At 65.5% G+C, this 26,475-nt stretch carries 31 protein-coding genes and 1 tRNA gene; 11 read left to right on the top strand and 21 right to left on the bottom strand.

Annotated features, from left to right (window positions below):
• Window positions 1–86 precede the first annotated feature (86 nt).
• Window positions 87–2,420, bottom strand: a complete 2,334-nt coding sequence (ligA, locus tag A4249_RS07250; protein WP_066551765.1) for an NAD-dependent DNA ligase LigA — start codon at window positions 2,418–2,420, stop codon at window positions 87–89.
• 120 nt (window positions 2,421–2,540) lie between these two features.
• Between ligA and A4249_RS07245 the strand changes: the two genes are divergently transcribed.
• From A4249_RS07245 to A4249_RS07235, 3 genes are all read left to right on the top strand, one after another.
• Entirely contained in the window at window positions 2,541–3,497 is a 957-nt protein-coding gene (locus A4249_RS07245) for a M28 family peptidase (RefSeq protein ID WP_066551764.1), read from the top strand.
• A complete protein-coding gene (locus A4249_RS07240; protein ID WP_066551763.1) occupies window positions 3,494–3,991 on the top strand; it encodes a hypothetical protein in 498 nt (165 codons plus the stop codon). Before A4249_RS07245 ends, A4249_RS07240 begins: the two co-directional genes overlap by 4 nt.
• Before the next feature lie 79 nt (window positions 3,992–4,070).
• Window positions 4,071–4,733 (top strand): sugar transferase, encoded by a 663-nt coding sequence (locus A4249_RS07235; protein ID WP_335621859.1) that lies wholly within the window; start codon window positions 4,071–4,073, stop codon window positions 4,731–4,733.
• On the opposite strand, the gene rpiA is transcribed toward A4249_RS07235, so the two are convergent.
• Both rpiA and glmU read right to left on the bottom strand, forming a co-directional pair.
• Window positions 4,730–5,413: a ribose-5-phosphate isomerase RpiA gene (gene rpiA, locus A4249_RS07230; RefSeq protein ID WP_066551761.1), complete on the bottom strand. Its 684-nt coding sequence runs from the start codon at window positions 5,411–5,413 to the stop codon at window positions 4,730–4,732. The two genes, A4249_RS07235 and rpiA, sit on opposite strands and share 4 nt — an antisense overlap.
• Window positions 5,410–6,762: a bifunctional UDP-N-acetylglucosamine diphosphorylase/glucosamine-1-phosphate N-acetyltransferase GlmU gene (glmU, locus tag A4249_RS07225; protein ID WP_066551760.1), complete on the bottom strand. Its 1,353-nt coding sequence runs from the start codon at window positions 6,760–6,762 to the stop codon at window positions 5,410–5,412. Before glmU ends, rpiA begins: the two co-directional genes overlap by 4 nt.
• 64 nt (window positions 6,763–6,826) lie before the next feature.
• On the opposite strand from glmU, the gene A4249_RS07220 reads away from it, so the two are divergent.
• From A4249_RS07220 to A4249_RS07195, 7 genes are all read left to right on the top strand, one after another.
• Entirely contained in the window at window positions 6,827–7,540 is a 714-nt protein-coding gene (locus A4249_RS07220; protein ID WP_066551759.1) for an HAD-IA family hydrolase, read from the top strand.
• A gap of 100 nt (window positions 7,541–7,640) precedes the next feature.
• Complete coding sequence (locus tag A4249_RS07215; RefSeq protein WP_066551758.1) at window positions 7,641–8,930, top strand: dicarboxylate/amino acid:cation symporter; 1,290 nt, start codon at window positions 7,641–7,643, stop codon at window positions 8,928–8,930.
• Window positions 8,931–9,085: 155 nt separating this feature from the next.
• A tRNA-Val gene (locus tag A4249_RS07210) sits at window positions 9,086–9,160 on the top strand.
• 131 nt (window positions 9,161–9,291) lie between these two features.
• Entirely contained in the window at window positions 9,292–9,582 is a 291-nt protein-coding gene (locus A4249_RS17170; RefSeq protein WP_197458481.1) for a GIY-YIG nuclease family protein, read from the top strand.
• A gap of 26 nt (window positions 9,583–9,608) precedes the next feature.
• Window positions 9,609–9,848 (top strand): hypothetical protein, encoded by a 240-nt coding sequence (locus A4249_RS07205; protein WP_066551757.1) that lies wholly within the window; start codon window positions 9,609–9,611, stop codon window positions 9,846–9,848.
• On the top strand, window positions 9,845–10,111 hold the full coding sequence (locus tag A4249_RS07200; protein ID WP_066551756.1) for a hypothetical protein: 267 nt from the start codon (window positions 9,845–9,847) through the stop codon (window positions 10,109–10,111). Before A4249_RS07205 ends, A4249_RS07200 begins: the two co-directional genes overlap by 4 nt.
• Window positions 10,087–10,323 (top strand): hypothetical protein, encoded by a 237-nt coding sequence (locus A4249_RS07195; protein WP_066551755.1) that lies wholly within the window; start codon window positions 10,087–10,089, stop codon window positions 10,321–10,323. Before A4249_RS07200 ends, A4249_RS07195 begins: the two co-directional genes overlap by 25 nt.
• Window positions 10,324–10,568: 245 nt before the next feature.
• Here A4249_RS07195 and A4249_RS07190 read toward each other — a convergent pair whose 3' ends face one another.
• The 5 genes from A4249_RS07190 to A4249_RS07170 form a co-directional block, all read right to left on the bottom strand.
• The gene (locus tag A4249_RS07190) at window positions 10,569–10,757 is read right to left on the bottom strand and encodes a hypothetical protein (protein ID WP_066551754.1); all 189 of its coding nucleotides are present in this window, start codon (window positions 10,755–10,757) and stop codon (window positions 10,569–10,571) included.
• On the bottom strand, window positions 10,726–11,115 hold the full coding sequence (locus A4249_RS07185) for a hypothetical protein (protein WP_066551753.1): 390 nt from the start codon (window positions 11,113–11,115) through the stop codon (window positions 10,726–10,728). The genes A4249_RS07190 and A4249_RS07185 overlap by 32 nt, the downstream gene beginning before the upstream one ends.
• Window positions 11,112–11,738: a glycoside hydrolase family 19 protein gene (locus A4249_RS07180; protein WP_197458480.1), complete on the bottom strand. Its 627-nt coding sequence runs from the start codon at window positions 11,736–11,738 to the stop codon at window positions 11,112–11,114. Before A4249_RS07180 ends, A4249_RS07185 begins: the two co-directional genes overlap by 4 nt.
• A gap of 327 nt (window positions 11,739–12,065) precedes the next feature.
• On the bottom strand, window positions 12,066–12,587 hold the full coding sequence (locus tag A4249_RS07175) for a hypothetical protein (RefSeq protein ID WP_066551752.1): 522 nt from the start codon (window positions 12,585–12,587) through the stop codon (window positions 12,066–12,068).
• Entirely contained in the window at window positions 12,584–12,913 is a 330-nt protein-coding gene (locus A4249_RS07170; protein WP_066551751.1) for a hypothetical protein, read from the bottom strand. The genes A4249_RS07175 and A4249_RS07170 overlap by 4 nt, the downstream gene beginning before the upstream one ends.
• Before the next feature lie 116 nt (window positions 12,914–13,029).
• Between A4249_RS07170 and A4249_RS16585 the strand changes: the two genes are divergently transcribed.
• Window positions 13,030–13,188, top strand: coding sequence for a hypothetical protein (locus A4249_RS16585; protein WP_156494659.1), 159 nt, complete (start codon window positions 13,030–13,032; stop codon window positions 13,186–13,188).
• 14 nt (window positions 13,189–13,202) lie between these two features.
• Here A4249_RS16585 and A4249_RS07165 read toward each other — a convergent pair whose 3' ends face one another.
• The 13 genes from A4249_RS07165 to A4249_RS07105 all read right to left on the bottom strand — a co-directional run bounded on the left by A4249_RS07165 (window position 13,203) and on the right by A4249_RS07105 (window position 26,424).
• The gene (locus A4249_RS07165) at window positions 13,203–13,964 is read right to left on the bottom strand and encodes a WcbI family polysaccharide biosynthesis putative acetyltransferase (RefSeq protein WP_156494658.1); all 762 of its coding nucleotides are present in this window, start codon (window positions 13,962–13,964) and stop codon (window positions 13,203–13,205) included.
• A 49-nt stretch (window positions 13,965–14,013) separates the two neighbouring features.
• Window positions 14,014–16,131, bottom strand: a complete 2,118-nt coding sequence (locus A4249_RS07160; RefSeq protein ID WP_066551749.1) for a hypothetical protein — start codon at window positions 16,129–16,131, stop codon at window positions 14,014–14,016.
• Between the two features lie 246 nt (window positions 16,132–16,377).
• Window positions 16,378–19,320, bottom strand: a complete 2,943-nt coding sequence (locus A4249_RS07155; RefSeq protein WP_066551748.1) for a hypothetical protein — start codon at window positions 19,318–19,320, stop codon at window positions 16,378–16,380.
• Window positions 19,320–20,081 carry a hypothetical protein gene (locus tag A4249_RS07150; RefSeq protein WP_066551747.1) on the bottom strand — a complete coding sequence of 254 codons (762 nt, stop codon included), beginning with the start codon at window positions 20,079–20,081 and terminating at the stop codon, window positions 19,320–19,322. The genes A4249_RS07155 and A4249_RS07150 overlap by 1 nt, the downstream gene beginning before the upstream one ends.
• On the bottom strand, window positions 20,081–20,704 hold the full coding sequence (locus tag A4249_RS07145; RefSeq protein ID WP_066551746.1) for a hypothetical protein: 624 nt from the start codon (window positions 20,702–20,704) through the stop codon (window positions 20,081–20,083). Before A4249_RS07145 ends, A4249_RS07150 begins: the two co-directional genes overlap by 1 nt.
• Window positions 20,704–21,108, bottom strand: coding sequence for a hypothetical protein (locus A4249_RS07140; RefSeq protein ID WP_066551745.1), 405 nt, complete (start codon window positions 21,106–21,108; stop codon window positions 20,704–20,706). The genes A4249_RS07145 and A4249_RS07140 overlap by 1 nt, the downstream gene beginning before the upstream one ends.
• The gene (locus tag A4249_RS07135; RefSeq protein WP_066551744.1) at window positions 21,105–21,773 is read right to left on the bottom strand and encodes a hypothetical protein; all 669 of its coding nucleotides are present in this window, start codon (window positions 21,771–21,773) and stop codon (window positions 21,105–21,107) included. Before A4249_RS07135 ends, A4249_RS07140 begins: the two co-directional genes overlap by 4 nt.
• Entirely contained in the window at window positions 21,766–23,100 is a 1,335-nt protein-coding gene (locus A4249_RS07130) for a packaged DNA stabilization protein (RefSeq protein WP_066551743.1), read from the bottom strand. Before A4249_RS07130 ends, A4249_RS07135 begins: the two co-directional genes overlap by 8 nt.
• Window positions 23,100–23,666, bottom strand: coding sequence for a hypothetical protein (locus A4249_RS07125; protein WP_066551742.1), 567 nt, complete (start codon window positions 23,664–23,666; stop codon window positions 23,100–23,102). The genes A4249_RS07130 and A4249_RS07125 overlap by 1 nt, the downstream gene beginning before the upstream one ends.
• A gap of 48 nt (window positions 23,667–23,714) precedes the next feature.
• Complete coding sequence (locus A4249_RS07120) at window positions 23,715–24,101, bottom strand: hypothetical protein (RefSeq protein WP_066551741.1); 387 nt, start codon at window positions 24,099–24,101, stop codon at window positions 23,715–23,717.
• Window positions 24,102–24,114: 13 nt separating this feature from the next.
• Window positions 24,115–24,519: a hypothetical protein gene (locus A4249_RS07115; RefSeq protein WP_066551740.1), complete on the bottom strand. Its 405-nt coding sequence runs from the start codon at window positions 24,517–24,519 to the stop codon at window positions 24,115–24,117.
• A gap of 12 nt (window positions 24,520–24,531) precedes the next feature.
• The gene (locus A4249_RS07110; protein WP_066551739.1) at window positions 24,532–25,659 is read right to left on the bottom strand and encodes a phage capsid family protein; all 1,128 of its coding nucleotides are present in this window, start codon (window positions 25,657–25,659) and stop codon (window positions 24,532–24,534) included.
• Between the two features lie 9 nt (window positions 25,660–25,668).
• Window positions 25,669–26,424 carry a hypothetical protein gene (locus tag A4249_RS07105; protein ID WP_066551738.1) on the bottom strand — a complete coding sequence of 252 codons (756 nt, stop codon included), beginning with the start codon at window positions 26,422–26,424 and terminating at the stop codon, window positions 25,669–25,671.
• Window positions 26,425–26,475 lie beyond the last annotated feature (51 nt).

The following is a 26,475-nucleotide window of genomic DNA, read 5'->3' as shown; positions in this document are numbered from 1 at the left end:
TTGAAGCGGACGTTGATCGCGGTTTCGGTTGAAAACAAGGCCAAAACCCCAGCGATCACCAACGAAAACCGACCCTTAGGTCAACTTCAGCCGCCGATCAGGGCCAGCCAGTCGTCTTCGGTCAGCACCTGGACGCCATGCTTTTCGGCGTCCTTGAGCTTGGAGCCGGCTCCGGGGCCTGCGACGAGGTAGTCGGTCTTTTTCGACACCGAACCCGAGACCTTGGCGCCCAGGCTTTCGGCGCGGGCCTTGGCCTCGTCGCGGGTGAAGCGCTCCAGGGCGCCGGTGAAGACGACGGTCTTGCCCGCGACCGCCGTGTCGGACTTGGGGCGTTCGGCGTCGAGGATTTGGGTCAGTTCGGCCTCCAGAGCCTCCACGACCCTTAGATTGTGCGGCTCGTGGAAGAAGTGGGCCAGGGCCTCCGCCGCGACGGGGCCGACCCCGGTGACGCCGGCGATCTGGTTCAGGATTTCGGACGGGCCGTCCTCCCGCGCGACTCGGGCCAGTTCGACCAGGCCGGACCAGTCCTGAACCATCGTCGCCAGCGACCGGCGGGCCGGGGCGGCCATCCCGGGGAAGGCCTGGCTGATCTTCATATCCATCGTGGCCTCGGGCCAGGGATCGACGACGGGGGGCTTCGCCTCGGCCATCTGGGCCAGGACGCGGGGCGATATGGCGTGGGCGGCCGCCAGGTCGGTCCAGGCGTCGCACGGCACGCCCGAAGCGGCCTGGAGACAGGCGGCCTTCAGCGCGGGCCAGCGCTCGAAGGCGCGGGCCAGGACGATGGAGGTCTGTTCGCCGATATCGCGGATTCCCAGACCGAACAGGAAACGGTCCAGCGCAATGATGCGACGAGCGTCGATGCCGGCGACCAGGTTGCGGATGCTGGTCTCGCCATAACCATCGTCTCGCTCCAGTTCCTTCAGCCGCGTCTCGTCGCGCGCCAGTCGGAAGATGTCGGCCGGCTCCTTGATCCAGCCCCGCGCATGGAAGGCGACCAGCTGCTTTTCGCCCAATCCTTCGATGTCAAAGGCGCGGCGGCCGACGAAATGCTTCAGTCGTTCGACGATCTGGGCGTCGCAGATCAGGCCGCCGGTGCAGCGGCGCTTGACCTCGTCGCCTTCGCGCACGGCTTCCGAGCCGCAGACGGGGCAGTGTTCAGGGAAGACATAGGGGGCGGCGTCGGCGGGACGTAGCTCCGGGACCACGCCCAGGATCTGCGGGATGACGTCGCCGGCGCGTTGCAGGCGGACGGTGTCGCCGATGCGCACATCCAGACGCTCGATCTCGTCTTCATTGTGCAGGGTGGCGTTGCGCACCACCACACCGCCGACGGTGACGGGATGCAGCCGGGCGACGGGGGTCAGGGAGCCGGTGCGGCCGACCTGGATGTCGATGCCCTCCAGCACCGTGGTCGCCTGCTGGGCCGGGAATTTGTGGGCGATGGCCCAGCGGGGGCTGCGGGCGACGAAGCCCAGCCGGCGTTGCCAGTCGATGCGATCGACCTTGTAGACCACGCCGTCGATGTCATAGCCCAGGGTGGCGCGGTCGCGTTCCAGGTCGCGATAGACGGCGATCAGGCCTTCCGCGCCCTCGACCCGGCGCGAGCGAGCGTTGACGGGAAACCCCCAGGCCTTGAGCTTTTGAAGGGCGTCCCACTGGGTCTCGGCGAAGTCGCTGGAGTGTTCGCCCCAGGCGTAGGCGAAGAAGTTCAGCGGACGTTTGGCGGTGATCCGGGCGTCCTTCTGGCGCAGGGAGCCGGCGGCGAAGTTGCGGGGGTTGGCGTAGGTGCGGCGCCCTTCGGCCTCGGCGGCGGCGTTGAAGGCGGCGAAGGCGTCGTTGGGCGCATAGACTTCGCCACGCACTTCGATCCGGTCGGGCCAGTCGTCGCCGGCCAGGGTCTGTTTCACATCGGCGATCGTGTTCAGATTGGCTGTGACGTCCTCGCCCGCGCGGCCGTCGCCGCGCGTGGCGCCGATCGTCAACTTGCCGTCGACATACAGGAGATTGGCGGACAGGCCGTCGATCTTGGGCTCGGCGACAAAGGCGATCGGTTCGTCGGCGGGCAGTTTCAGGAAACGGGTGATCCGGGCGACGAAATCGCGCACCTCGCCCTCGTCGAAAGCGTTGTCCAGCGACAGCATGGGCACGCCGTGGCGCACCTCGGCGAACTGGGTTGAGGCGGCGGCTCCAACCTTGTTCGACGGCGAGTCTGAACGGATCAAATCGGGGAAGGCGGTTTCGATCGCCAGGTTGCGCGCACGCAAGGCGTCGTAGTCGGCGTCGGAAATCTCGGGCGTCGCCTCGTTGTACAGCGCGTCGTGACGGGCCATTTCGGCGGCCAGCCAGGCCAGGGCCTCGGCGGCCGTCTCGGCGGTGAGGTCTTCGACGGGGACTTTGAGAGGAATCGCGTTGGCCATGGCCGTCGTCATATCATCTGACGCGCCGCCCGTGCATCGCGCAAAGCCGATGATGACAGAACCGTAGGCTGACGCGCCGTCCGCTCTTCGCTAGGTTCGCGCGTCCCTATCGGAGCCTGTATGACTCGTTCGACCCTCTGCCTCTTCGTCGCTGGCGCCGCCCTGATCGTCAGCGGCTGCGCCGCCGTTCCCGAAACAGCGCCGACTGCTCCGAGCGCCGTCGCGCCGGTTTCCAGCCAACTGCTGGAGGACGTTCGCATCCTGTCCGCCGACGACATGCAGGGCCGCGATACAGGCTCGGAAGGCGGCGAGCGGGCGCGCGCCTACATCGTCTCGCGATTGGAGGCCATGGGCGTTCAGCCGCCTCCGTTCGGGCGTTTGCAGCGGTTCGAGACGCCGGGCCGCACGCGCGAGGGCGTGAAGACCTTCAGCGGCGTCAATATCGTCGGCCTGATCCCCGGAACCCGCGTCGCCGACCGCTATATCGTCGTGACGGCCCACTACGACCATGTCGGCGTCAATGACGGCCAGATCTTCCACGGCGCCGACGATAATGCCTCGGGCGTGGCGACGATGCTGGAGCTGGCGGCCCGACTGAAGGCCCAACCGCCGGAACACAGCGTGCTGATCGTGGCGCTGGACGGCGAGGAGCGGGGGCTGCTGGGCGCTCGCGAGTTCGTCAAGGTGCCTCCGGTGCCCCTGTCGTCACTCAGCCTGAACCTGAACTTCGACATGACGGCGCGGGCGGAAACGGATGGCCATCTATGGGTCACCGGGACCTATCAGCACCCCAATCTGCGCCCCGTGCTGGAGGCCGTTGTGCCGAACGGAGCGGTGTCCTTCGCCTTCGGCAAGGACACCCCGCAGGATACGGGCGAGAACAACTGGGTCGACGCCTCTGATCACGGCGCCTTCCACGAGGCGGGCGTGCCCTTCCTGTACATGGGCGTCGACTATCATCCCGATTATCACCGACCAAGCGACACCTTCGACCGGATCACGCCGTCGGTCTTCACCAGTGCGACCGAAATCGCCATCGCCGGGTTCCGCGCCTTGGATCAGGCGCTCGATCGATGAAGTCCTCATGGGTGGTCGTCGCGGTCGCGGGCTTGCTGAGCCTAGCGGCATGCGAGCGGCGCGACGCTGCGACACCGACGTCGACGCCGGAAGCGACGTTTCAACATCGTCTAAGCGGCGATATCTCGGGCGACTATCGCCCGACAGGTGAGGCATCCATTCAGCCCGTGGCATCGCTGTTCATCGGACAGGATGAGGCCTTCGCTGCCTGGGAGGGCGGGTCCCGCGCTTCGCCGCCGCTGATCCTGTCGCTGACCGTGCCGCAAGGCGAGGCCAGGGTCTTGCTGAGCGCCTATGTCGTCACCGACGATCGGATCCAGATGCGCGGCTCCGTGCCCGGCTTGGGCCCGGTGGAGTTGTCGGGGCGGATTGATCAGGGCGCTTTGGCGACGGCGCGCCGGAATCTCGGCGATCAGACGCCTGTCGTTACCGGGACGATTTCGGTCAACGGCCTTCGCACGCCCTTCACGCTGAGTTGGTGGGGCGGCGACTGATCTGAGCAATCTGCGCTGACGACGCGCCAAGATTGCCAATCTCGCAATCCCAGGTCATGGTGACGCTTGGGGGCGCTGAATGTCGATATGGGAATTGGCCGGCTGCGATGTGACGTCGACACGCGGCGCCATTGCGTCTCGACGCCGCGTTCGTCTCAACCCGACCCGCGCCATGGATGTCGTCTTTGCCCTGACAGGTCTGCTTCTGACCTGGCCGCTCTTCGTTGTCATCGCTCTGGGCGTCAGGGCGCAGGACGGAGGGTCCGTGATCTTTCGCCAGCAGCGCATCGGACGTCGCGGCCGACTATTCGACTGTCTCAAGTTTCGCTCCATGAGGATGGGGGCTGAGCAAGCCTTGCCGTCAACCTCTGATCCGGAATGGCAGGCGATGCGAAAGCTGACACAAGATCCGCGCGTCACGTCGCTGGGCCGCCTGTTGCGCCGGTCCAGCCTGGATGAACTGCCGCAGCTGATCAATGTGTTGCGGGGCGAGATGTCGCTGGTCGGCCCCCGACCGATCGTGATCGACGAGGCTGCGCGATATGGCCGGCGACTGGCCGACTACTGCGCGGTGCGGCCGGGGCTGACGGGGCTGTGGCAGGTCTCGGGCCGAAACGCCGTGCCCTATCCGCGCCGTGTCGCGATGGATGTCTGGCTGGTCAGAAACCGCACCGTCGGCGTCTATCTGGCGATCCTGGCGCGCACGGTTCCGGCGGTGCTGAGCCGTCGGGGCGTGTCCTAGGGAAGGCGCTCCTCAACGCCCTCGTCCGTGCCGATGATGGCCAGGTCGGCGAGATCCAGAAACAGCCCGTGCTCTACCACGCCGGTGATCAGTTTCAGATCGTCGGCCAGACGGACCGGATCATGGATCGCCCTGCAACCCGCGTCATAGATCAGATTGCCGCCGTCGGTGCGAACCAGACCGCGATCCGCCTGGCGCACGCGCGCCGGCTGGTTGATGTCGTGGTCGATCAGCACATCGGCGATGCGGTTGGCTGTCGTCTTGTGACCGAAGGCGACGACCTCGATCGGCAGGGGGAAGGTCCCCAGCACAGGCACCACCTTGGCCGCGTCGGCGATGACGATGCAGCGGGCCGAGGCCTCCCACACTAGCTTCTCGCGCAGCAGAGCTGCGCCGCCGCCCTTGATCAACGCCAGACACGGCCCGATTTCGTCGGCGCCGTCCACGGTCAGGTCGATGCGCGGCGTGTCTTCCAGCGTCGACAACGTCAGCCCAAGTTCGCGCGCCAAGTCTGCGGTCTTTTCGGATGTCGGCACGCAGCGTAAGTCGGGCAGGTTGCGCGCCGCCAACGCCTTGACGAACCAGGCTGCGGTGGACCCGGTGCCCAGGCCGACGATCATGCCGGCCTCGACGTGGGCGGCGGCAGCCTGGCCGGCGTTCTTCTTCTGGAGGTCGCTCATTTGGATTTCGCAGCCTTCTTCGCCTTGGCTTCGACACGGAACGCCGCGGCCGCTTCGGGTTTGACGGTCTGCCGGGCACGGCCGAAGGCCATGGCGTCGGCGGGCACGTCCTCGGTAATGACAGAGCCGGATGCGATCAGGGCGCCGTCGCCGATGACGACAGGCGCCACCAGGCTGGAGTTCGATCCGACGAAGGCGCCGGCGCCGACCTGGGTCTGCGCCTTGTTATAGCCGTCGTAGTTGCAGAAGATGGTCCCCGCGCCGACGTTGGCGCCCGCACCGACCGACCCGTCGCCTAGGTAGGCCAGGTGATTGGCCTTTGCGCCTTCGGCCATCCTGACGTTTTTGACCTCGACGAAATTGCCGACCTTGACCCCGGTCGCCAGGTCCGCGCCGGGACGCAGGCGCGCGTAAGGACCGACTTCGGCGCCGGCAGCGACCCGCGCGCCCTCGATATGGCTGAAGCTGCGAATGCGCGCGCCGCCCTCGATGACCGCACCAGGGCCGAAGACCACGAAGGGTTCGACGACGGTCCCGCCGCCGATCTGGGTGTCCCAGGCGAAATGGACGGTGTCGGGCGCCGCCATCGTCACGCCGGCCGCCAGGAAGGTGTCGCGTTGCACGCTTTGGAACAAGGCTTCGGCCTGAGCCAGCTCGGCCTGGGAGTTGACGCCCATTACCGCGTCCTCAGCGGCGAATACGGCGCGGGTCGGGTGGCCGCCCTGGCGCGCCAGAGCGACGACATCCGTCAGATAGTATTCGCCCTTGGCGTTTTCGTTCTTCACCTCGGCCAGCAACGAGAAGAGCAGGCCGGCCGGCGCGGCCATGACGCCCGAGTTGCAGGCGGTGATGGCGAGAATCTCGGCCGACGCCTCCTTGGCCTCCGTGATGGCGGTCAGGGTGTCGCCTTCGACGATCAGACGGCCGTAGGCGCCCGGATCGCGAGCCTCGAACCCGATGACGGTGACGCCGTCGGCATTAAAGACGGGCTCGATGTCGGCGGCCTTTAGCAACGGCACGTCGCCATAGGTGACGACCACCTCGCCGTCGAAGTCGGCCAGCGCCTGTTCGGCGGCGCGCACGGCGTGGCCGGTGCCAAGCGGCGGGTCCTGGACCGCAATGGCGGCCTCGCCCAGCCGTTTCACCACGTGGGCCCGGACCTCCGGTGAGTGATTGCCGACCACGACGACGATACGTTCGCAACCAAGCCCTTCCGCCGCATCGATGGCGTGGTCCAGCATGGCGCGGTGGGCGACGGGGTGCAGCACCTTGGGCAGCGGCGACTTCATCCGCGTGCCCTGGCCGGCGGCGAGAATGATGGCGGCGCGGGCGCGCGTCTGGCTGGTCATGAATCGTCTCGCAGTCTAGTCGTCCTGCGATCTAGCCCATCATGCGGGCCAGCGGGAGATGTGGATGAGCGATCGCGACCTGGAAGGCTGGACCATCGCCTTCGACCTTGACGGCACGCTGGTCGATTCCGCCCCGGACCTGATCGGCACGCTGAACCGGATGCTGGTCGAGGAGGGGCTGCCGCCCGTGCCGATGGAGTCCGCCTCGAGCCTGATCGGATCGGGCGCGCGGGCGCTGCTGGTGCACGGCTTCGAAGCCGCCTGCGCGCCGGTCGAGCGGGCCAAGTCCGACGAACTGTTCGAGCGGTTCCTGGTCGATTACGCCGCCCATATCGCCGACGGCTCGCAGCCTTTCGAGGGCGTGGTCGAGACGCTGGAGCGGCTCAGCGAGCGGGGCGCAATCCTGGTTGTGGCCACCAATAAGCGTTCGGACCTGTCGGAGCTGTTGTTGGGCAAGCTGGACCTGACCCGACATTTCGCCGCTATCGTCGGGCCGGATCGGGTCAGCGCGCGCAAGCCCTCGGGCGCCCATCTGAAGGAGGCCGTCGCCATCGCAGGCGGCGATCCCGAACGGGCCATCATGGTGGGAGACGCCGCGCCGGACGCGGATGCCGCTAAAGACGCCGCCATGCCCTGCATTCTGACGACCTTCGGTTTTACGCCGACGCCCGTGGAAGATCTGGGCGGGGACGTGCTGATCGACGCTTTCGAGGACGTCGAAGAGGCGATCGACGGTATCCTCTCCGACTTCTACGTAAGGCGGGCGCTGAAATTCTGAAGCCAGCCGACAGGAAATCTGTCGGCTGAATGATCGCTGCTGCGGTTGCGGATCGCCATGGCGATGGACAGATTGGCGCACCCCTGTTGAAAGTGCCGTCATGCTCGCTCGCTTTTTCAAGATCCCGCTGTGGCAGCGGACCGCCGCCGGCTTCATCCTCGGCATCATCGCCGGGCTGATCCTGCGCGAGCGGGCCGAGACTTGGCTTCAGCCGATCGGCGACGTCTATCTGAACCTGATCCGCATGGTTGTGGCGCCGCTGGTGCTCTTCACCATTGCCAGCTCGATCGCCAAGCTGGGCGAGGGGGCGGGGGCCGTGCGGCTGGGGGTGCGGACCATCGTCTGGTTCGCCATCACGTCGTTGCTGGCGGTGCTGGTCGGTTTCGCCTTCGGCCACATCATCAATCCGGGCGTCGGCCTGTCCAACTTGCCGCTGGGCGAGGTCAAGGAACGGGTGATCCCGACTCCGTTGGAAGTCTTGATCGGCGTCGTGCCGACCAATCCGTTCGCCGCCCTGGCCGAAGGCAAGGTGCTGCAGATCATCTTCTTCTCGGCCTTGGTCGGCATGGCCCTGGTGGCGCTGGGCGACCGGGCGCAGGGCGTTCGGCGTCTGGTGGATGAGGGCGCGGCCGTCATCTTCCGCATCACCCGCTGGGTCATCCAGCTGACGCCCATCGGCGTGTTCGGCCTGATCGGATCGGTCGTCGGCGGCTATGGCTGGGAGGCGCTGCTGCCCCTGGTGAAGTTCATTCTCGCCATCTATGCCGCCTGCCTGTTCCACATCCTGATCGTCTATTCGGGCCTGTTGAAGATCCACGGCCTGAAGGTCACCAGCTTCTTCCGCGGCGCCTTCGCGGCCCAGCAGACCGCGTTTGCGACCTCCTCCTCGCTGGGGACGTTGCCGATCACCCTTCGCCAGACGGTCGAACGGCTGGGCGTGCCCCAGGCCTACGCCGCCTTCGCCGTGCCTTTGGGCGCCAATGTGAAGATGGACGGGTGCGGGGCCATCTATCCGGCCATCGCCTCGATCTTCATCGCCCAGTATTTCAAGATTGATCTGACGCTGACTCAGTACGTCCTGATCGGTCTGACGGCGGTGCTCGGGTCGCTGGGAACGGCCGGCGTGCCGGGGACCAGCATCGTCATGCTGACCCTGACCCTGTCGACCGCTGGCCTGCCGCTGGAAGGCATCGGCTATATCGTCGCCATCGACCGGATCATCGACATGATGCGCACCGCGACCAACGTCACCGGACAGATGCTGGTGCCGGTGCTGGTCGCCAAGGAAGAGGGCATCCTGAACCAGGACATCTACAACGGTCACGTCGCCTGGCTGCCGGGCGACCCGGAAGCCAATACGCCGGAAGGCGTCCGCGCCGCCGGAATCTGAAACAGGCGCTTGCGCGGGGCCGGCGACCGGGCTATGTCGCCGCCTCCGCAAGGCAAGGACGCGTAGCTCAGCGGGAGAGCACCTCGTTCACACGGATGAGGTGGCTTCCACGAAGTCAGCGTCTTATGGTCTTGCATCCGGTGCGAATGAACCGGGGACGCGTAGCTCAGCGGGAGAGCACGCCCTTCACACGGGCGGGGTCGTAGGTTCAATCCCTACCGCGTCCACCATTCCAACCAAGAGGAATGGTGATCCTGACTGGGCCGCGATTCTGCGACCGTTCGGCTTTAGCCCGCCTACCTATTCATCCCGCTCAGGCGACTATGTTCGGTGGCTCTATTTCATCCAGCGCGGCGACATCGTGAAAATCGGCATTGCCTGGGATGTGAAGCGGCGTCTCCACCAGCTACGGGCTGGTTGCCCCGACGGGCTAAGGCTGGCCGGGAAAATCGCGATCCCCTCCCTTCTTGCTCTCCAGACTGAGAAGAAGGTTCACACGGCCTTGGCCAGCCATGCGATCGGTCGGGAGTGGTTCCGGACCTCACCCAAGGAAGCGAGGGCAACTGCAGCCCCAATTTGCAAGATTGCGCACCAAGCGGCCGATGCCCTGGATCAGGCGCGGCATGATCTTCGATATTTGGTAGCGGCCTGATGTTCTCTTTTCGTTCTCATTGAGCTATGACCCAGCCCGTCGGTGGCGCGACGGAGGACATCATGGGTCAGCCCCTATCATCCGAAGAACTCATGCGCCTGGACGCCGAGCTGGCCGCGCGCGTCGTACGCAATCCCCAGCCTCACCCCAGCCTGCCGGCGACGCCGGGTCCGGGATCGAATGTCGCCTATGTGTCGAGGGAAGAGAACGACCGCCTTGTGCGGCAGGCTATGGTGTTGGGCCTCGGTCGCTTCCAGGCGCGATGACGCACTATCGAGACGATACAACGCCTGACGACATCCGCCGCGGCGATCAGTGCGCTCTGGTCTGCCAGTGCGGAAGCCGCGTCATCCCGGCGTGGGCCAAGCTGCCCCAAGCCCAGCGCTTCACGCCGTTGCGGGACATGCGCGCCAAGATGGTCTGCAAGCGGTGCGGCAACCGCCGCCCGACGATCGTCATATCTGGCCATCAGGGGACGGGCGGGCAGTTGAAGGAGTTCTGGCGATGGCCGGCGGCGAACCGGACCTGACGCTGGAAGAGATCGACGCGCTGATCGAAGATGCGACGGCGCCGAAGATTCTCATCGTGGCCCACTGGACCTGGTTCCTGATCCAAGAGGCCGGCCGGCACCTGAAGACCCGTAATAACGGCGGCCTGAACTATCGGGGTCTGGATGTCTGGATCAGCAGTCGGACGCGGATCGGAACGGAGGCTGAGGCTGAATTCCTCGCGGAATGCTGACGCGACGGGCACTTCACAGCTTGGGAGAGTAAAGCGGCCCGTCGCACGGGGTGGCGCATATTGCCGGGCCACCACCCTCATAAGCCGGCTCTGCTGCGGTTAACTCCAGCAGTGACCATCGGTTCCTGTGAGCGGAATAAGACGAAAGCCGCCCCGGTCTCCCGGAGCGGCCTCGATAGCGGAGCCAAGGCTCGACGCTGAATGACCCTCGGTTTGACCGAGGGGGTCGATAATGTCGAGGGCATCTAGCCCGGCCGCGGCGGCGGCGGACAGTCCAGCCCTCGCATCCCCATCGTGTCGAAGAACCGACAGAGCCGCGACACCCGCGCCCAGCCTTCCTCGCCCCAGGCTTCCACGGCGTTGTCGTATTGCTCGCCCGCGATGCGGCTGGTCAGCACGTCGTCAGGCGGGACCGGCTTGGGCTGGACGATCAAGTCCGTCGCAGGCGGGAAGGCTCCGACCGGCTTCGCGCAACTGGCGACAGCGGCGCCTAAGCTCGCGATCATCAGGGCGGCTGTCAGGGATCGCTTCAGCGGCATGGTCTCTCTCCTCTTGCCGATTGCGGATGGTGGTCGTATCGGCCTCGCGCTCGACAGCAGCGGTTTCCCGCGCGCTGGCGGCCTTGGCCTCGGTCTTCTGTGTCTCGACCGCCTGACGGTCTCGCTCGGCCTGTGCGCCCCTGTGAGAGCAATAGGCGCCGGTCAGGACGAAGGCGGCGATGATGGCGACGATCAGCCAGCCGGTCGGGCTGAGCAGGCGCGGGATGGAGCGGAGGAAGGCGAGGGCGGTCACAGGCCGACGACCTTCTTGGCTGCCGCCGTGGCGGCAATGCGCGCGTCCAATCCGTTGGTGCCTCCGTTCACCTTCAGCGTCACGCCCTTCACGTCATCGCGCAGCGCCGGGGCAATGCAGCCGTGCTTGACAAAGAAGTTGGCGGCAGCTCTGGCGGACGCGACTGGGTCAGTCCGCAGGGTGTCCGGATCCTGCTCATGTCCGGCTTCGCGATAGTTGGCCCGGCCGGTGATTTGCTTCTCGCCGCCGCCCCTGAACCTCCAGCCGTCGCCCGGCTGGGTGTTGCCCAGGTTCTTCCGGCCCCACTCGCCTCCGTAGATGATATTGGCGATCGCGTTCTGGTGCGCCGGTCTTCCCGGAGCCCGTCCAAACTTGCGGGCATCGGCCTCACTGATCCGATGCCGGCCGAACATCCTCAAGAGCCCGTCGACGGAATAGTTCAGGCTCTCTTCGCGGGTCGTGAACCCGGCGCTTTCGACAAACATCTGACCCAGCCAGTGAGCCAAGATCAGGCCGGAGAAGCCGTGTCCAGACGCTGCCGCCTCCAGCGCCTCGCGCGTGCCGTCGGTCGCCTTGGGCGCAAACGTGCGGAACCTGTCAGCCGGTATCAGGCCCATGGTCAATCTCCAGATTGTGGGGGTTGCGCGCTTGAGGTGCGCGATATACCGTCAAGGTTGAGCTAAGCGCTCGCTCTAGCGGGGAGCTATGGGCCGGAGGTTCCGCAGATGCCCCGGCCATTTCAGTTTCGGGGGGAAGCATGGCGGTCGAAGAGAAAAGAGCCGCGTCTATGCTGCTGCCCATGCTGACCTGGATCACCGCACTGATCTTCGCGGGTGTGCCGCGCATCCGGTGACACCATCCCTCGGTTGCGGTATTCGCCACGCCGTCGCGGCTCGTGCCCGAACTGCGTCAGGCGGCCCGGCTGGGCGAGGACATCAACGGCCGGGCCGCTATGCGGCGGCGCTGTTGGTCAGGATAAAGCCGGCGACACTGGCGATGACGGCGATAGCGCCGGTCAAAACCAGCAACCGCAGACCACGTTTTCCGTCGTCCTCGGGCGGCGGGCCTTCATCGGTCGCGGCGGGCGGGAGCATGAAGGCGGCGCGGCGGGACAGACCGTCCATCCCCAGCAGCACCAGAAGCTGAATGAACTGATGGCTCCAGGGCGGCGGCTCTCGCTCGCCCATAACGTGGTCGAGATAGGCGAGGGCGGCGACAATGATCACCGTCCCGACCAACGGCAGACCGATGCTCATATGCTGGACCTGTAAGGCCCGGCCGGGGAACAGGACCATGCAGCCGTAGACGAACAGGATCGCAGCCCCGATGAAGTGCACGCCGCGCCAGAGCATGGAGGCCGACGCCTTGGTCTCGTAGGTCTTGCCGAGCAGCCTACAGATTTCCAGCAGGCATGCGCCGGCCGAGACGAAGGTGATGCCCGTGTAGAGCACCATCAGCACGTGAGCGTTCATCGCTGAGGCTCCTGGTTGAAGACGGCCCGCACCACGCGGGTCAGGGTGTCGAAAAGGGCTCGCGGGTCATTGGCGACCATCCATCCCAGCGCTAGGGCGACGCCGCGCATGTCGAGGACCGGCACGACGGCAAGGATAACGCCGTGGGTCAGGGCTTCAGCGACGATGGGACCGGCGACGATGCCAAGGCCGAGATGCAGCCATGCCTTCCGCTGGGCGACCGGATTGCCGGCCTTTGCGGAATAGGCTGTCACCAGCCCCACAGCCCCCGACAGCAAACCGCCGCATAGGCCCCAAAACGCGGGCAGTTCGCGTGGGTCGATCATCCGCCCCTCCGATAGTCAGGCCGTGGTGGAACAGCCGTTGGGCGGCTTAAGGAACTGGACGGGCCGTGAAGGTTTGCGGACCATGGAAACCGTCGAAACGATTTGGAGCCATGACCATGAAGCTGATCCTGTTCGCCATTGGCGTCGTAGTTCTTGCAGGCGCGTTTTTCGCCCTGTCCAGCCAAGTTGAGGGCTGGGGCGCGCGCCGAAAGTTCCCGGACAAAGACCTTGATGGCGCGCCGGATGAGCCGGGCGGTCCAGCGAAGGATCTATAGGTTTTGAAGAAAGCCTATGCGGCTTGAGAAGGCCGGTAGGTGAGGTGTCGCATTAGCCAGCCGTCAAAGTCCAGATGGCCTAGCTTGTCTTCATAGGTACGGTGCGGCGGCGCCCATTCGATCCCGTAATAGGCGGCGACCGTCGGGTGCACCGGTATTTCGGGTAGCTGGGATTCGGTGACGCGCACGATGGCTTGCGCTATCTCGGAATGATGGGGCGCGAGACCCAGGTAGTCGCAGACCGGGCCTGCAACGTAGCTGTATGTCTCTGGCGAAGGGTGCCAGAACATATTGAACAGCTGCCGCTGCCGGATTTCGGCATCCATCCATTCGCCGACCTGCACGTCGCTCAGGCTGTCCAGGTGGCGATACCGATATTGATGACGCTCCCAAAGTCTGTCGAGGTCATAGTCGCCATGAAACTCAAAGGCTTTGTAGCGATCGAAGGCCTCGCGTGGATCTGCGCATTCCTTCATGAGCCGGGTGGCGAGCGCGTCGCCCGCTGAGATCGGGGTGATGACGCCGGGTATGATCCGCTCATCATGATCGTAGAACGGCCACAAGGGCCGGTGGAAGAGGGCTGGGACACGGAGTGCGTTTAGCCCGGCCGGAGCTAGAGGCTGCTGGCGTGTGACCTGAAATATCGTCTTGTCAGGACCGAACTGGGAGACCGCAGCCTCTGCCTCGACGGTCGCGCTATCCACGTAGGAAAAGGCCACGTCGCAATCGGCATGGAAGTTGACGATCTGGCCGAAGCACTCGGCCAGGCGCCCCATTTGGCAGTTACCGTAGAACAGGACCCTCATTGGGGAATTAGAGCACGGATCAGCCGGGCCACCAAACGCCTGACGGCGCGACCGAATAGGTGATGTTGATCCGGTCACCGGGGCCGACAAAAATGGGGAAGCTCGTCGGGTAGCCCTGTCCATTCAGGGTGAACGAGGAAACGGTTCCACCGCTCACCAGAAGCACGGCTGGCGCGCCGAACGGGTTATAATAATCGACGCCGGACGGCGGAACGGTCAAGCCAACAGCGCTGCGGTTCTCGTTGAATCCCGTGTTTCCAACAATCCGCTTCTTGCTGACGCCAGCCTCGGCCATCTGGTCGTGGATATTGGCCACGCGGTTACCGCGCACATTGGCGTTCTTGATGTCCACGTAGGTCGCGCCGGACTCCGCGTGAATGCCGTAATCCTGGAAGCCGACCAACTCGCCGACGGCGCCACCGCCATAGCGGCCGCCATGAACCTCCATACCGCGGACGCCGGGGCCAATCTTCAGGCCTGCCGCGCCGGCGTTGAGGTTGTCGTAGTTGTTGCCGTGGACCTTCAGGTTCGAAAGCGTGATTTCCCGGCCGCCCCGGATATTCAGTCCGTGCCTTCCGTGACCGCTGATCTCGCAGTCGGCCACCATCATGTTGATGACGGCCTGAGGATAGGTGCCGCCCCGATCAGTCCCATCAACATAGATCCCGTCGATGCTGTCGCCGAGCTGACCTTTGATGTCGTTTCCGATCAGCTTGAGACCGCCGATGTAGGCCTCGCTGGAACCGGTCGGCCCGCCGACCCAAACCGGATAGGTGCCCGAAGCGTCGATATAGCTGTTCTCAACACGGAACTCCAAGATGCCCGATCCAGGCAGTTGCTCTACGCGCAGGTTCACTTCCGCGGCATTCCCGAGGTAGCTGCTCTCGATCGAACAATCTTCCACCCCCGTCGCCCACACGCCGTATTTGTAGCCCTTCAGCTGCGGGCCAAGCACGGTCAGTGACTCGAACGTGCACTCTGTACAGAGGTTGACAACGCCGGAAGTCGGCAAGCCGTACGATGTCGCTGTCGCCATCAGAACGCCGCACAGGTTGTTCTTGCCTGGATGTGCAGCAGGATTTCCAGGGCCCGCGACGGGATCGTAGTTGCCGGAGAGCGCGACCTTCTCGCCGTGAACAGAAGTGCAACCATAGAGGGCGATACCGTAAAGCCCGCCGCCGACGAACATATCCTCCAGCTTGCTGCTCGTGACGCCGGCCATGACAACATGAGGATCGGACATTGGCGTCGGGGCGCCTGGCGTTCCGACATCATGGTAGAGGTACAGGTGGCGAAGCTCGACATCAGACGTGCCGATCAACGACCCACCTTCCGATAGCGTCGCAACCCGGATCGTCGGGCCGAAATCCGCGCTTCGTTGCAAGATCGTCCGAAGGGCGCCTTGAGCACTGCCGCAAAGCGAAACCTTTCCGAACGAAATGTCGATCGTCTCGGTAACGGTGAGGTTTCGGGGCGGGAGGTTCATCCGCACACCGCCCACGCCCCCGACGGTGCGTTTCAGCACCGCCGCCGCGATCATCGCTTGGATGTAGGGGTCGACAAAGAACGCGCCCGAATAGACCAGGGGGCGAAGGTTTGCCGGCACAAACTGGTCAAGGCTCAGATCTTCGATGTCGTTGATTGCAAGATCGACCGTTCGCTCGATAGCCCCCGTCGCGTTCAAGATATGGAAGACGTTCGCGGATTGGTCCGCTCCAATATTCTCACGAAGCAGCGCCGGGTTTACGACGTTGGCGCCGTTCAAGTTAAGCTTGTCGGCCGTGGCGGCGACCGCCTCTTCCGCCGCTAGGAGAGCCAGATCGCGCGCGTCAGAGGCTTGGACTTGTGCTACAATAGCAGCGTCTTTCGCTGCGTCGGCGTCAGCCACCACATCAGCGCCATAGACAACGGACGTACTTACGTCGTCGAAGACTGAAGGGTTGCCGATGGTCGATCCGTCGGAAGCCGAGAAGGCCAGCGTGAAAAGGGTGGGAGCTTCAGCAGTCCCACCATCAACCCAAACCTCTGGGAAACGACCCGAGGCATTTGCGACCACAGGGTTCGTCAAAGGCGTGTTCAGGCCGGCATCTGAGAACACCGCTGCGTTTGTGGTCGTCCGATTTTGCCAGACGCGCATGCGAGCGCCTGGGACAAGTCGGCCCTGCCTATCGCGCGCAGGCATATATTGGCTCAGCGACAAGCGACCAGCGGCCATGTGGACCTCACATATTTTGTGGTAGAGATCGACCCATGAAGGTGATCGAGGGGGAGTTCCGGTTCGTCTCCGAAAGCGGAGAACCGGTCAGGCCGAGGCCGAAGGCAGGCCTGTGGAACCGCGCAGCCGGGTGGCTCGTGCGTCAGCCGGCCTTGTGGCTTTGGGTCTTTATGCTGACGGTTGTTGGCCTGACAGAAGGCCTGTGGTGACCTGTTTGCGGATGACCCGCTGAAGGTTTCGGGCTTCGCGCTTCGTCATCCGCTGAGCCAGGAAACCGATCACTTCTTGGGTCCGGGCCGGATCAATCACCGCCTCGACGATGGCCTGGGCCTCTTGGTCGTTGAAGCCGCGCGAGCGGATGCGGTTCAGGGCCACGCCTGCCGCCGCTCGGATCGGATTGGCCAGATCACCGATGGACAGACCCGCCGCTCCGCCCGCGTCCTGCGCGTTGGTGCTGGTTTCCGAGCCGACGCGCGGGCTGGCGCGTTGGGCCTGAGTGACCGAGCGCAGTTCGGCCCCGGCGCGGGCTCTCAGCCGGTCGGCATCCAGCCCGAGCGACGCTGCTCGGCGATATTGGTCGTCATCGTAGGCCAGATTGGTCAGCACGCCGCGCGCCGTGGTCGGATTGGATCCGGCCGCCTGCATGGCTTGCCCTGCCGCCTGGCGCTGGACCGTCAGTTCGCCGGGCGTGGCGGCGGCGGCGCGGCCCACGAAGGCGTCGGTCGAACGGGCGCTGACCGGATCGGCGCTGACCGAGACGAAGTTGCGCCCGGTCGTCGCCGCCTCCAGCAGATCGCTGTCGTCCGCATACTGCCCCAGCCACTTCCGATAGCCCTCGGAACTGTTGCGCCCGGCGTCACGGACGGCCTTGCCGAGGTTGGCGAGGACCGGGCCGTCAGCCGGGGCGTTAGAGCGGAAAGCGCCGTCGGCGGCGTTGCGTAGGGCGGCCGAAATGTCCTGCACCTCGCGCACCGTCAGGCGGGCGCCGGCCGGGTTGTCCCGCACCGTATCCGCCAAGGAGGCGAGCCGGTTGGCGGCGTCGCGTTCGGCCGGGTCGATTGAGCCTTGAGCGCGGCGGATGGCGGCTTGGACGGCGCTCTGCGCCAGATCGCTGCGGAGCGCCTGGATGGCGTTGTCGTCTAGGGCGACCATGTCGCCGCCGAAGTCGTTGATGGCGCCGGCGTTGGCTCGGCGGGCCTTGGCCAGATCATCAATTACGGCCTGCGTCGGACGGGCGTCTGACGACACTTCCTCACTGGCGATGCGGCGGACGCGCGAGGGCAGGCGTTCCCGGCGTCCTTCGGCGAACCGAACGGCCTGATCACGGGCCGGGGTGTCGCGGGTGGCCAGTGCACGAACACGGCCCAGGCTGGCGTCGTCCAGCGCGTCGACGGCGGTGACGTCGATGCCAAGGCCCGTCTGCTCATCCACGCGGCCCGACAAGGCGTTGACCCTCTGCGGCCCCATGCGGTCGGCGAAGCGGTTCATGCCCGAGCGCAGGGCGTTCGGCTGGGCGCGCTCAGTCAGGGCGGCCGCGCCGGGCACGTTCAGTTTTTCTCCTGCCCGGCCGACCTGACGGCCGATGAAACGGTTTCCCGCTTGCAGGGCGTTGCCGGCCGGCGCGGCGACGCGGCGGCCGATGAAACCGGCGACCGGAGCGGCGACTGCACCAGTGGCGGCGCCAACGCCCCCGCCGATTGCGGTTTCAGGAATCCGCTGGAGCGCGTTGCCTTGCGCAGAGCCGAAGCCGTAGGCGCCGCCATAGGCCCCGCCCGCCGCTGCAGCACGCAGGGCGTTCGGAGCCGTGGCCAACGCCCGGCCGCCAATGCCCGCGCCGCGAACGATTGCGCCGCCTGGGACCAGAGCGCCTGCCACCTGACCCGCGACGCGGCTGACCGGCACATCTTCGGAATCCGCCTTAGCCAGACCCCGCTCCAAATCGACGTTATGACGATAGGCGTCGCCCCACGAACCGTTCCAGCCCGTACGTGTGCCCGCCGACGAAGGCGCCGGCAGCACCGTATTGATGCCCGCCGCAATCTCGTCCGAAAGACCGAACGTCACCGTGTCCAGCGCTCCACGCCCAAAGGCATTGGCCTTACGACCGAACCCTTCGCCTTGGTCCGAGCGATAGCCCTCCACCAACTGATCGGCGGATCGCTCGGGGTTCAGGTTCAGGCCGGGCCGCAGGGATTGCGCGCCCTGTGCGGGTGCGCCCCGGCTGGCGGTCGCCTCAAAGGGCTCGCCGTCGCCACGACGGACCCAACCACCATTCTGGAGAAGGGCGAGGATTTCGTCGGGCGAGATGCCGCTCTCGATGTCGATGGCGGTTTCCGGTGAAGATCCGGGCGTGGGGGTCTGTGGGGCAGGGGCGACAGGTCGGCCGTCGGGGCCGATGTCAAAGCCGCCGTCGACGCCCTGAACGGTTGAGGCGATGCCGGCGTAGTTGGGGAGGCCGGTTTTCTCATCCACCGCGAGGCGGCCGGGCGCATCGGGATAGTCGCCCAGTGCCGAGGCGCCAGGGCCAGCGGCGAAGCGCGTTCCCTTATAGGTCTCGGCGCGCGTGCGGTAGCGCTGGTCTGACAGCTGATCGTTGCCACGGTCGAAGTTGATCGCGGCGACGCGGGCGATTTCCGGGTTGGTGGCGGCGGCGCCGGTCAACTGACGCAGGTTGCCTTCCGCCCAGCGCAGTTCAGCCTGGCGTCCACGGTCGGACACGTCGTCACGGATCAGGCGTCCGAAATAGTCGCCATCGAACGGGATCAACCCGGCAACCGCAGCCGCCTGGTTGCGTAAGCTGGCCGGGTCATATCCCTCATCGCGGGCACGCTGATAGTCCTGTTCGGCTCCGCGCATCATCAGGCCGTATTGGATGGACTTGCCCTGACCCTCGGTCAGCTTGCCAACGCCATCGCCGCCGCCTTGCTGCAGCACGGTTAGGCCGCCGCGCGGTCCATAGCGGACGATGTCGCCATTCGGGAGCTTCTGGGCGCCATTGCCGTATTCCGGCGCAGCGACAGGCGCAGCTTGCTCCCAGTTGTTCTGGTCTTTCGGATCGCCCCCAAGGAAGCGATAGCCGTCATAGACCTCTCCTTGTGTCGGACCCGCCATTACCAGCTGCGCTCCCAGGGACGGCCGGCCGGTGCGGCGGCGGGCGAGGATGAACGGGGCGAACCCGAGGACGAGCGCCCACCCGAGCGGCCGGTTTTCGGCGCGCGGCGAGAGGCGGCGAGGGCGCCGGCGGTTCGCGGATCAGCTGGCCCGCCTGCGATCGGCTCAAGCGCACCGTCAGCCGTCCAGCGATAGCCGTTCGGGGCGTCCTCTTGAGCGGCCTGGCGCACGCTCGTCAGCGCTCCAGTGTAGGGGTCGATCCGGTCCAGCGCGCCGCGCTGGCCTTGCAGATAGCGGGGCTGTTCGACCTCGCCGCCCGCCGCCGTGATCAGGCTGTCGAGATCCATATCGCCCAGGCTTTCCGGGGTGATCATAGAAAGCACCGACTGATCGACGCCGTCTTGCTGTAGGATCGGCAGAACGCGGCTCTGATACGCCTGCCAGCGCTGTTCTACCGGCAGACGGCGAAGACCTTGGGCGCCGGCGACCAATGTCGCGAAATGCCGGTCGCGTTGGGCTTGGGCGTCCTGTGTGGCTTGGCGCGACGCCTGCTGATCGTAGCGGTCGAGCTGAAGGCCCTCGTCGATCATGCCGTTCGACAGCAGGGCGTTGCGGGCACCGGTGGCGTCGCCGGTGGCATATTGCGTGCCGGCCATGCGCAAGGCGTTTCGGTCCTGCTCGCGAAGCAAATCCTGCTCAGCCAGCCGATTGTTCTGAAGCGTGCTGTCGCGCATCTGGCGATAGGTGTCGAAAGCCGACATCAGAAGCCTCCCGCGAAAACCTTGGCGTATTTAGCCAGCGCATTGTTGCCGAACGTTCCAGTGATCGTCCCCCACAGACCGGCTGTGGCATCGGCCTTCTGGCCATACGACGTGGCGAGGTTTTGGGCGTTCTGCTGCAGCGCGTTCTGGCTGGCGTTGGCGGTGGCCTGGCCCGTCTGGGCGCCGGTGTTCACCGCCGTTTGACCCAGCCCGGCCATTGCCAGCAGGGCGTTGCGCTCTTGGTTGAAGACGCCTGTCGCATAGTCGGCGCCGAACTTCAGACCCGCCTTCGCCGCGTCGCCCGAGAGCAAGCCGCCCTTTGCAGCGGCCGAGGCATTGATCTGCCGCTGCCCAGCCTGGAGGTTCGTCTGATAGCCGGGATTGGCTTCGAGCCATTTGGTGGGGTCGATCGTGCCGTCGGCCAAACCTTGCAGTTGGCCCGTCGCCGTGTCGCCGAGCTTGCGGCTGGGGGCTGTTGCCTCCCAAATGCGGTTGAACTGCTCGCGCTGGAGCGCCATCGACTGATCCGTGGCGTACTGGCTGGCTTGCGCTGCCTTGTCGGCCGCCTGCTTCTGGGCCTTGGCGGTTTTGGACGCGCCAAAGATGTCGAGGATTCCGCCCATCAGGCCCTCCGGATGAAGTCGTGCTCGATGGGCTGATAGCCGGCCCGTCGGTAATAGGTGTCCAGACGGGGATCCGTCCGGTCGTGGCGGCTCAGCACGGTTAGGCCGGGGCCCGCCCAGCGCTCGCCCTCGCGCCGCAGCGCGTCGCCGCTCTTGGTGGCGTAAAAGAACACCTCGCGAGTGATGGTCTCGGCGTGATTGAACCAGAGCGGAAACCGAGCCAGCCAGAGCGTGCCCCGGTCACAAACGAGCACCAGGGCGCCGGGATTTTCCATCAGCGCCCGGAGTGATGTCTCGGTGCTCACGGGGTCGAACGCGGCCTGCACGTCTTCCCAGACGGAACCGACATGAGCCTCGCGGCACAGGTCCATGATCAGCGGAATATCGGCTTCGGTGGCGATCATGCCGACCGCTTCACGTATAGCTTGGCCACAACGTTCAATAGGCCGTTGACGGTGTCGGTCATCGCATCGAGGCGGTAGCTGACGGCACCCGTGGTGGTTCGAGCCACCGTGAAGGCTGGGATCTCGGCCGGATTGGCGATGTAGACAGCGTTGGATGCCGGGTTGGCGTCGTAGCGGGTCGCGGTGAAGTTCCATGGACCGCCAACAACAGTTTCGGCGGCGCCAATGATTTCGACCAGACGCAAGAAACCAAGGATCTCGCCCTGGTCGCCTTGGGTTGTTGTCGGTCCCGCATAGAGGCCGGTGCTGGGAATGATCAGATCGCCAGCGACGACGCCCGTCAGATCGACGCGTGGCCCCGGCGTCCAGCCTGATCCATCGATGTCGATTGTCTGAGACTGCGTGCCAGCGTTTCCGGCGCCGCCGCTCATGTCGATAGCGATGCCAGCGAGCTCCAAAGCTTGATAGATCAAGACCAACTGCTGAGCCTGCTTCGCCTGCACCTGGGCCAGCTGGGTCAGCACGTCGGTCTGAGCGTTCTCCTGACGCTCGATCGCCTTCATCACCGTGTCCCAGAAACGCACGAAAGCGTTCGCCGCCTTGCCCGCCTTGTCGGAAATCGTGTCCGCCGCCCGGATGCGCGGCAGCTTGAACCCGTCAGCCACGCGACCGGCCCCCGCCGGCAGGGTTCATCTCGACACCTGAGAACCGGATCTCAACCGGATCAGACATGCGGAACTCAAAGACCCGCCCGGGCGCGTCGATCATGCCCAGCCGGCGATAGCGAACGCGCTTGCGATACTGACCGCCGAATCCGGTCTGCGCTTCCTTCCAGTCGGACCACGTGCGCGACTGATCGTCTGACCAGCGCATCTGCAGGATCGCCGGTTCGCTCCCGATCGGTGACGTGCCGGGCGAAAGGGTGACCTCGATGGCGTCGCACGCCCCCACGGTTTCGGTGGCCGCCACAGCGGTGAAGATGCGCTCGAAGGTCGCGCCGTTGTCGTCCGGTCGGTCCCGAAGCGTATGGATGGCCGATCCGGCAGAGACGTAAGTCCGTTTGCCGTCGTAGATGCCGCTCGCGACAGGCCAGTCCAGCTGGTGCCATTGCCCGGTCGCCACGTCGTAGCCGAGCGTTTCGTCGTCTAGGCGAATGATGCGGAAGGTGTGTCCCGAAAGGGAGTAGGAGAAGGCGTGCACGGCGTCCGACGCTTCGATCCGCTCTTCGATGCCGTGATCGGAAATCCGCTGCGGAACGCCGTCTATGCGGTAATCAATATTGTCCTCACCCGTGAAGAACAGGGTGTTGTCCAGCTTCGAGATGCTGTCCCGATCCTTGCACCCGCGAGAGATCGCCAGACCCTCGATGCGAACGGCCGGCTGATCAACATCGCCGGTGATGGCAAACGCCTCGATCGATGACGTGCCGAACACATAGAGCGCATCAGCCAGGGCGCGGACGGCGATTGCGGGGTCCGGCTCGCGCTCAGCCGAGAAGAAGTCCAGCGCGTTCCAGGTCGTGTCGCCGGGGACGCGGAAATACACCGTCCCGGTGTCCTGCCGAACCGCGAACAGGAAGTTGTCGATGTCGCAGATCGAGATGACCGGCGCGCTATCGGGGAAGGCTGTGGGGGTTAGGGTCGTGCCGTCGTACTGATAGACGATGCCGCCCGAGGCGATCCACAGCCCATCGACCGTGTATGCCCATTCGACAGGGAAGGTATCATCTTCGATTAATCCGACAAGGTCTTCCCCACGGAAAAGCTTGTTTCCAGCGACGGCGAAAAGGTCGCCATTGAAGACGCCGTCATCGCGACGAAGGCCCCGGATCGGCGCGCCAAGATCGTACTCAAGCTGGAGACCCGGGCGCGGCAACAGAACGGCGCCGGTCGTCGAGGTCGGGGCCTGCTCGTGATAGAGATTGACCAGCCGGACAGGCGGAAGCCGCCCATTCGCTCGGGAATAAGCTGATAGGCCGAACGGAAGCTGCATCAGATGTAATCGCAGGGCAGTTCGCGCCGGCAGTCGCGGTCGCGGTAGAGACGGCCCCGGATCGTGCGCTCGGAGCGCTGGGCCTCCAGCACAGTCTTGGCGCCGATCTCCCCGCCGAAATCATCGGCGATGGTCACGGCGAGTTGCGCGACCAGACCGTTGTCGGTGTCGGCGCCAAAGGGGTTCAGATCGTCCAACGTCAGCGCATCGGCGCGGCGCCATTCGGTCGAATACAGGAACAACCCGACGTCGGGGCCATCCAGCACGTGGATGCGGGACAAGGCCGGCATATTGCGGCGCGTGACGCACCAGGTCTCGATTGTCGGCTTGACGATCGTGGGAGTGAAGACACCGACGGTGATGCGGTCGCCGTCGCGGGCGGTGATCGTGGCGGAAGAGGCGGCGTAAACGTCGCGCCAGCGCGCGCCAGTCAGGCCAGGGTGTTCCAGAATGAGGGATTGCAGGCGGGCGAGGATGTCTCGTTCTTCGTCTGCGGATGGTGTCTCGCCGGATGCGAGGATTTTGCCGCGGCGCATGGCGGCTGCGATGATCTCACGGATGGTCATGGTCGCCTCCGAAGAGACGCCCCCAGCCGAAGCCGGGGGCGGTCAGGATCAGTCCTCGGAGCCTTCGGCGGCTTTGCGAGCCGCTTCCGCTTCGTCTTCCAGGCGCTTGGCCTCGGCCTTTTCGGCCGCGTCCAGCTTACCGCGCAGGGTCTTGAGCGAGGCGCGACCGTCAACGGTCATGTCCAACTCGGCGAGGCGAGCACGGATCTTCTCCGCTTCCGCTTCGTCTTCCTTGGCCTTGCGCAGATCCTCATCGCTCAGAGCGTCGTCGGCGCCCTTGATCTCGATGTAGGGGTTGCCCTCAGCTTTGCGCAGCTGATCCGGCGTGAGCGTCACGTCGGTGAACTCGCGGCCGATCTCGTTGCCGAAGAAGTTGAGGGTGTCGAAGTGACCCAGCTCGGAAGCTGGGCCGATCACGCGGGCTTGGGTGGTCATTTTCAGGCCTCCCTTACTGGCTGACGTATTCGACGGAATAGACGATGGTCCCGTTCACCGCCGCCGTCGCCGTGGCGATGCGAACGCTGATCAGGGTCTCGGCTGTGTACTGGTAGCCGAAGCCGGTCGTCGCGATGCCCGAGACGGGCGCCGTGGCGGCGGCGGTGGCGGCCAGAAGGCGATCGGTGTCGCCGGCGTCGCCCACTTCAACCGTCACGCCCGTAGGGGCGGAAACGGTGACGCGGGCAATCTCAGCACTCTTCGGAACCACAATGGTCCCGAAGAGCGCGCCAACCGTCTGCTGACCGGCGGTGACCGGAATGCGGCCGCCGGCGTAGGTCAGCTGGTTGGAGTCGGTCGAGGTCTTGGCAGGCGCGCTGCCAGAACCCACGGCCTGGGTGGGGAAAGCTTTCGCCATGGTGCGTGCTCCTTAGTACGCGGCGAACACGGTCACGATGCCGTGCTGCGTGCCCGGGCCAACGGCGCCCGTCTCCTTGAAGAACGTCTTGTCGACGGAGCGCAGCTCCTCGGTGCCGACGCCCTTGATGAACTGGTAGTCGTCGTCCTTGCGTTCCGTGGACTTGGGGTCCTGACCCCAAGCGACCACGAGAGCCTGAGCCCCGCAGAGATAGCCGGCCGCCACGTTCGCACCCGCCGCGCCGACCGCGCCCAGGACGGGCAGGTCGGTGATTTCGCGGATGATGACACCGTCCCAGATCAGGTCGCCGCCCTGGAAGTAGGGGTTGGACTCCACGCTGCGATCGATGCTGTCCTTGTTGAACGCCTTGATGTCCGGATCGGCCTTGACCTTGTTGAAGGCTTGCGTCGGGAGGAACAGGACGAACCACTCGCGGCCGTCACGGTCGGAGCGATAGGGACGGATCGCACGGCGGCCGGTGACCCGGTCGCGCTTGCGGGCCATGCCCTTAGCCACGGAGATGACCGTGGCGCCCCAGTTGTCGTTGACGTTGTCGACGTTGGCCAGCGACGACGCCATGTTGCCGGCGACCAGGTTGGCTTCCGAGTTGCCGAACAGCGCGCGGATGGCGTTGTCCGTCAGCCAGTTGTTGCGCTGGGTCGCGGTGGCTTCGGCATAGGGGACGCCGGTTTGATCGCCGTTGTCCTCGTCGTAGCGGGCATCGTCGAACGCCACGACCGACAGAGCGTCGGTGATGCGGTCGCGCATGTCGTCGGACGACCAGATCTTCAGGCTGTCCTTGTTGGCCTTCAGGATGTCGACGACCGACTTCTGGATCATCGACTTCTTCACGACCACGGCGTTGCGGCGCCAGACCGGACGCGTGCGGAACGGGTAGAAGCCCAGACGCTCTTCAGCGCCGGTCAACAGGCCCGCGCCCACGCCCTTGCCCTTGAGCGAGCCGACGAGGGACATGACGATGTCCTTGCCGCCGTCGATCAGGTCACGGTTGGTCTGGATCAGGGCGTTCGGAGACGCCGACATGTAGGCCGCATAGCCCGACATGTTGACGTATTCCTGCCAGTAGCTGGAATCCCACTTGGTGCGTTCCAGATCGGCAGGCACTTCAGAGTAAGCCATCGGTTTTCCTTATGAACCGAACATCCGCTCGAAGGTGCTTTCGCCGTCCCGTGCCTCGGGAACAGACGACCGCCCAGCGGATGGTGCGCCCGCCAGCGAAGGGCGAGGCGCGCGAGGGGGAGCGGCCGGGGCCGCAGGTGTGGCGGGTGCGGGCGGTTGTCCAGCCTGCTGGGCCTTCCACTGCTGGAAAGCCTCGAAATCGGTGTCGCTGAGCTGCGAGACGAGCTTGTCGCGCTTCCACTCGGCGATGATGAAGTCGAAAGGATCTTCCGATGTGGCGACACGCTGGTTGAACAGCGGGTCTTCGTCGCAGCGCTTCACGCCCCAGTCGTACGCGGCCTGAACCGCGTCCTTTCCGTGCGAGACCTCGGCCAGTCGCTTCGAGAACCGGAAGTTCTGCGCCGTGACTGCCTGCGCCATTTGCTCGGCCCGGAAGTCCTCGAACGCGTCGGGGTCTTGGTTCCGATCGGGCGCCTGGCGGCGTTGCGCTTCCTGTTCTGCCCTGCGCTGACGCTCTTCGTTTTCTCGGTTCCGCGCTTCGGCCTGGTTAAGGCGGTCGCGCATGTCGAGGAAGGTCGAGAGGGGCACATGATGCGGCGCCGGCGGCTCGTCGCCTTCCGCGGCCGGGGCAGCAGGGGCGGGGGCAGGCGGTGCAGCGGCCTGGGGCTGTTCCTGCGGCGCGGGTTCCGGCGCAGCGGGGGCTTCAGGCGTGACGGCAGGCGCGGACGAGGGTTCGTCCGACAGGAAGTCGGGAGTGTCGCTCATGGTTGATCCTTGCCGGTGTCGTCGGCTTACGTTGCGCCCGCTACGGCGGCG

This window comes from Brevundimonas sp. GW460-12-10-14-LB2 (assembly GCF_001636925.1).
Lineage (GTDB): Bacteria > Pseudomonadota > Alphaproteobacteria > Caulobacterales > Caulobacteraceae > Brevundimonas > Brevundimonas vesicularis.
The sequence above is the reverse complement of the archived record's forward strand: the minus strand, read 5'-3'. Positions and strand labels throughout refer to the sequence as shown.

What these genes read in the sequence shown, in the direction of transcription:
- A4249_RS16585 (WP_156494659.1), top strand. Translation starts at nt 13,030, where the DNA reads ATGAAGCTGATCCTGTTCGCCATTGGCGTCGTAGTTCTTGCAGGCGCG.
- A4249_RS07155 (WP_066551748.1), bottom strand. Translation starts at nt 19,320, where the DNA reads ATGGCGGGTCCGACACAAGGAGAGGTCTATGACGGCTATCGCTTCCTT.
- rpiA (WP_066551761.1), bottom strand. Translation starts at nt 5,413, where the DNA reads ATGAGCGACCTCCAGAAGAAGAACGCCGGCCAGGCTGCCGCCGCCCAC.
- A4249_RS07175 (WP_066551752.1), bottom strand. Translation starts at nt 12,587, where the DNA reads ATGAACGCTCACGTGCTGATGGTGCTCTACACGGGCATCACCTTCGTC.
- A4249_RS07115 (WP_066551740.1), bottom strand. Translation starts at nt 24,519, where the DNA reads ATGGCGAAAGCTTTCCCCACCCAGGCCGTGGGTTCTGGCAGCGCGCCT.
- A4249_RS07245 (WP_066551764.1), top strand. Translation starts at nt 2,541, where the DNA reads ATGACTCGTTCGACCCTCTGCCTCTTCGTCGCTGGCGCCGCCCTGATC.
- A4249_RS07160 (WP_066551749.1), bottom strand. Translation starts at nt 16,131, where the DNA reads ATGCGCGTCTGGCAAAATCGGACGACCACAAACGCAGCGGTGTTCTCA.
- A4249_RS07235 (WP_335621859.1), top strand. Translation starts at nt 4,071, where the DNA reads ATGTCGATATGGGAATTGGCCGGCTGCGATGTGACGTCGACACGCGGC.
- A4249_RS07110 (WP_066551739.1), bottom strand. Translation starts at nt 25,659, where the DNA reads ATGGCTTACTCTGAAGTGCCTGCCGATCTGGAACGCACCAAGTGGGAT.
- A4249_RS07125 (WP_066551742.1), bottom strand. Translation starts at nt 23,666, where the DNA reads ATGACCATCCGTGAGATCATCGCAGCCGCCATGCGCCGCGGCAAAATC.
- A4249_RS07195 (WP_066551755.1), top strand. Translation starts at nt 10,087, where the DNA reads ATGGCCGGCGGCGAACCGGACCTGACGCTGGAAGAGATCGACGCGCTG.
- A4249_RS07165 (WP_156494658.1), bottom strand. Translation starts at nt 13,964, where the DNA reads ATGGGGCGCCTGGCCGAGTGCTTCGGCCAGATCGTCAACTTCCATGCC.
- glmU (WP_066551760.1), bottom strand. Translation starts at nt 6,762, where the DNA reads ATGACCAGCCAGACGCGCGCCCGCGCCGCCATCATTCTCGCCGCCGGC.
- A4249_RS07220 (WP_066551759.1), top strand. Translation starts at nt 6,827, where the DNA reads ATGAGCGATCGCGACCTGGAAGGCTGGACCATCGCCTTCGACCTTGAC.
- A4249_RS07120 (WP_066551741.1), bottom strand. Translation starts at nt 24,101, where the DNA reads ATGACCACCCAAGCCCGCGTGATCGGCCCAGCTTCCGAGCTGGGTCAC.
- A4249_RS07205 (WP_066551757.1), top strand. Translation starts at nt 9,609, where the DNA reads ATGACCCAGCCCGTCGGTGGCGCGACGGAGGACATCATGGGTCAGCCC.
- A4249_RS07150 (WP_066551747.1), bottom strand. Translation starts at nt 20,081, where the DNA reads ATGTCGGCTTTCGACACCTATCGCCAGATGCGCGACAGCACGCTTCAG.
- A4249_RS07130 (WP_066551743.1), bottom strand. Translation starts at nt 23,100, where the DNA reads ATGCAGCTTCCGTTCGGCCTATCAGCTTATTCCCGAGCGAATGGGCGG.
- A4249_RS07145 (WP_066551746.1), bottom strand. Translation starts at nt 20,704, where the DNA reads ATGGGCGGAATCCTCGACATCTTTGGCGCGTCCAAAACCGCCAAGGCC.
- A4249_RS07215 (WP_066551758.1), top strand. Translation starts at nt 7,641, where the DNA reads ATGCTCGCTCGCTTTTTCAAGATCCCGCTGTGGCAGCGGACCGCCGCC.
- A4249_RS07140 (WP_066551745.1), bottom strand. Translation starts at nt 21,108, where the DNA reads ATGATCGCCACCGAAGCCGATATTCCGCTGATCATGGACCTGTGCCGC.
- A4249_RS07105 (WP_066551738.1), bottom strand. Translation starts at nt 26,424, where the DNA reads ATGAGCGACACTCCCGACTTCCTGTCGGACGAACCCTCGTCCGCGCCT.
- A4249_RS07240 (WP_066551763.1), top strand. Translation starts at nt 3,494, where the DNA reads ATGAAGTCCTCATGGGTGGTCGTCGCGGTCGCGGGCTTGCTGAGCCTA.
- A4249_RS07170 (WP_066551751.1), bottom strand. Translation starts at nt 12,913, where the DNA reads ATGATCGACCCACGCGAACTGCCCGCGTTTTGGGGCCTATGCGGCGGT.
- A4249_RS07200 (WP_066551756.1), top strand. Translation starts at nt 9,845, where the DNA reads ATGACGCACTATCGAGACGATACAACGCCTGACGACATCCGCCGCGGC.
- ligA (WP_066551765.1), bottom strand. Translation starts at nt 2,420, where the DNA reads ATGGCCAACGCGATTCCTCTCAAAGTCCCCGTCGAAGACCTCACCGCC.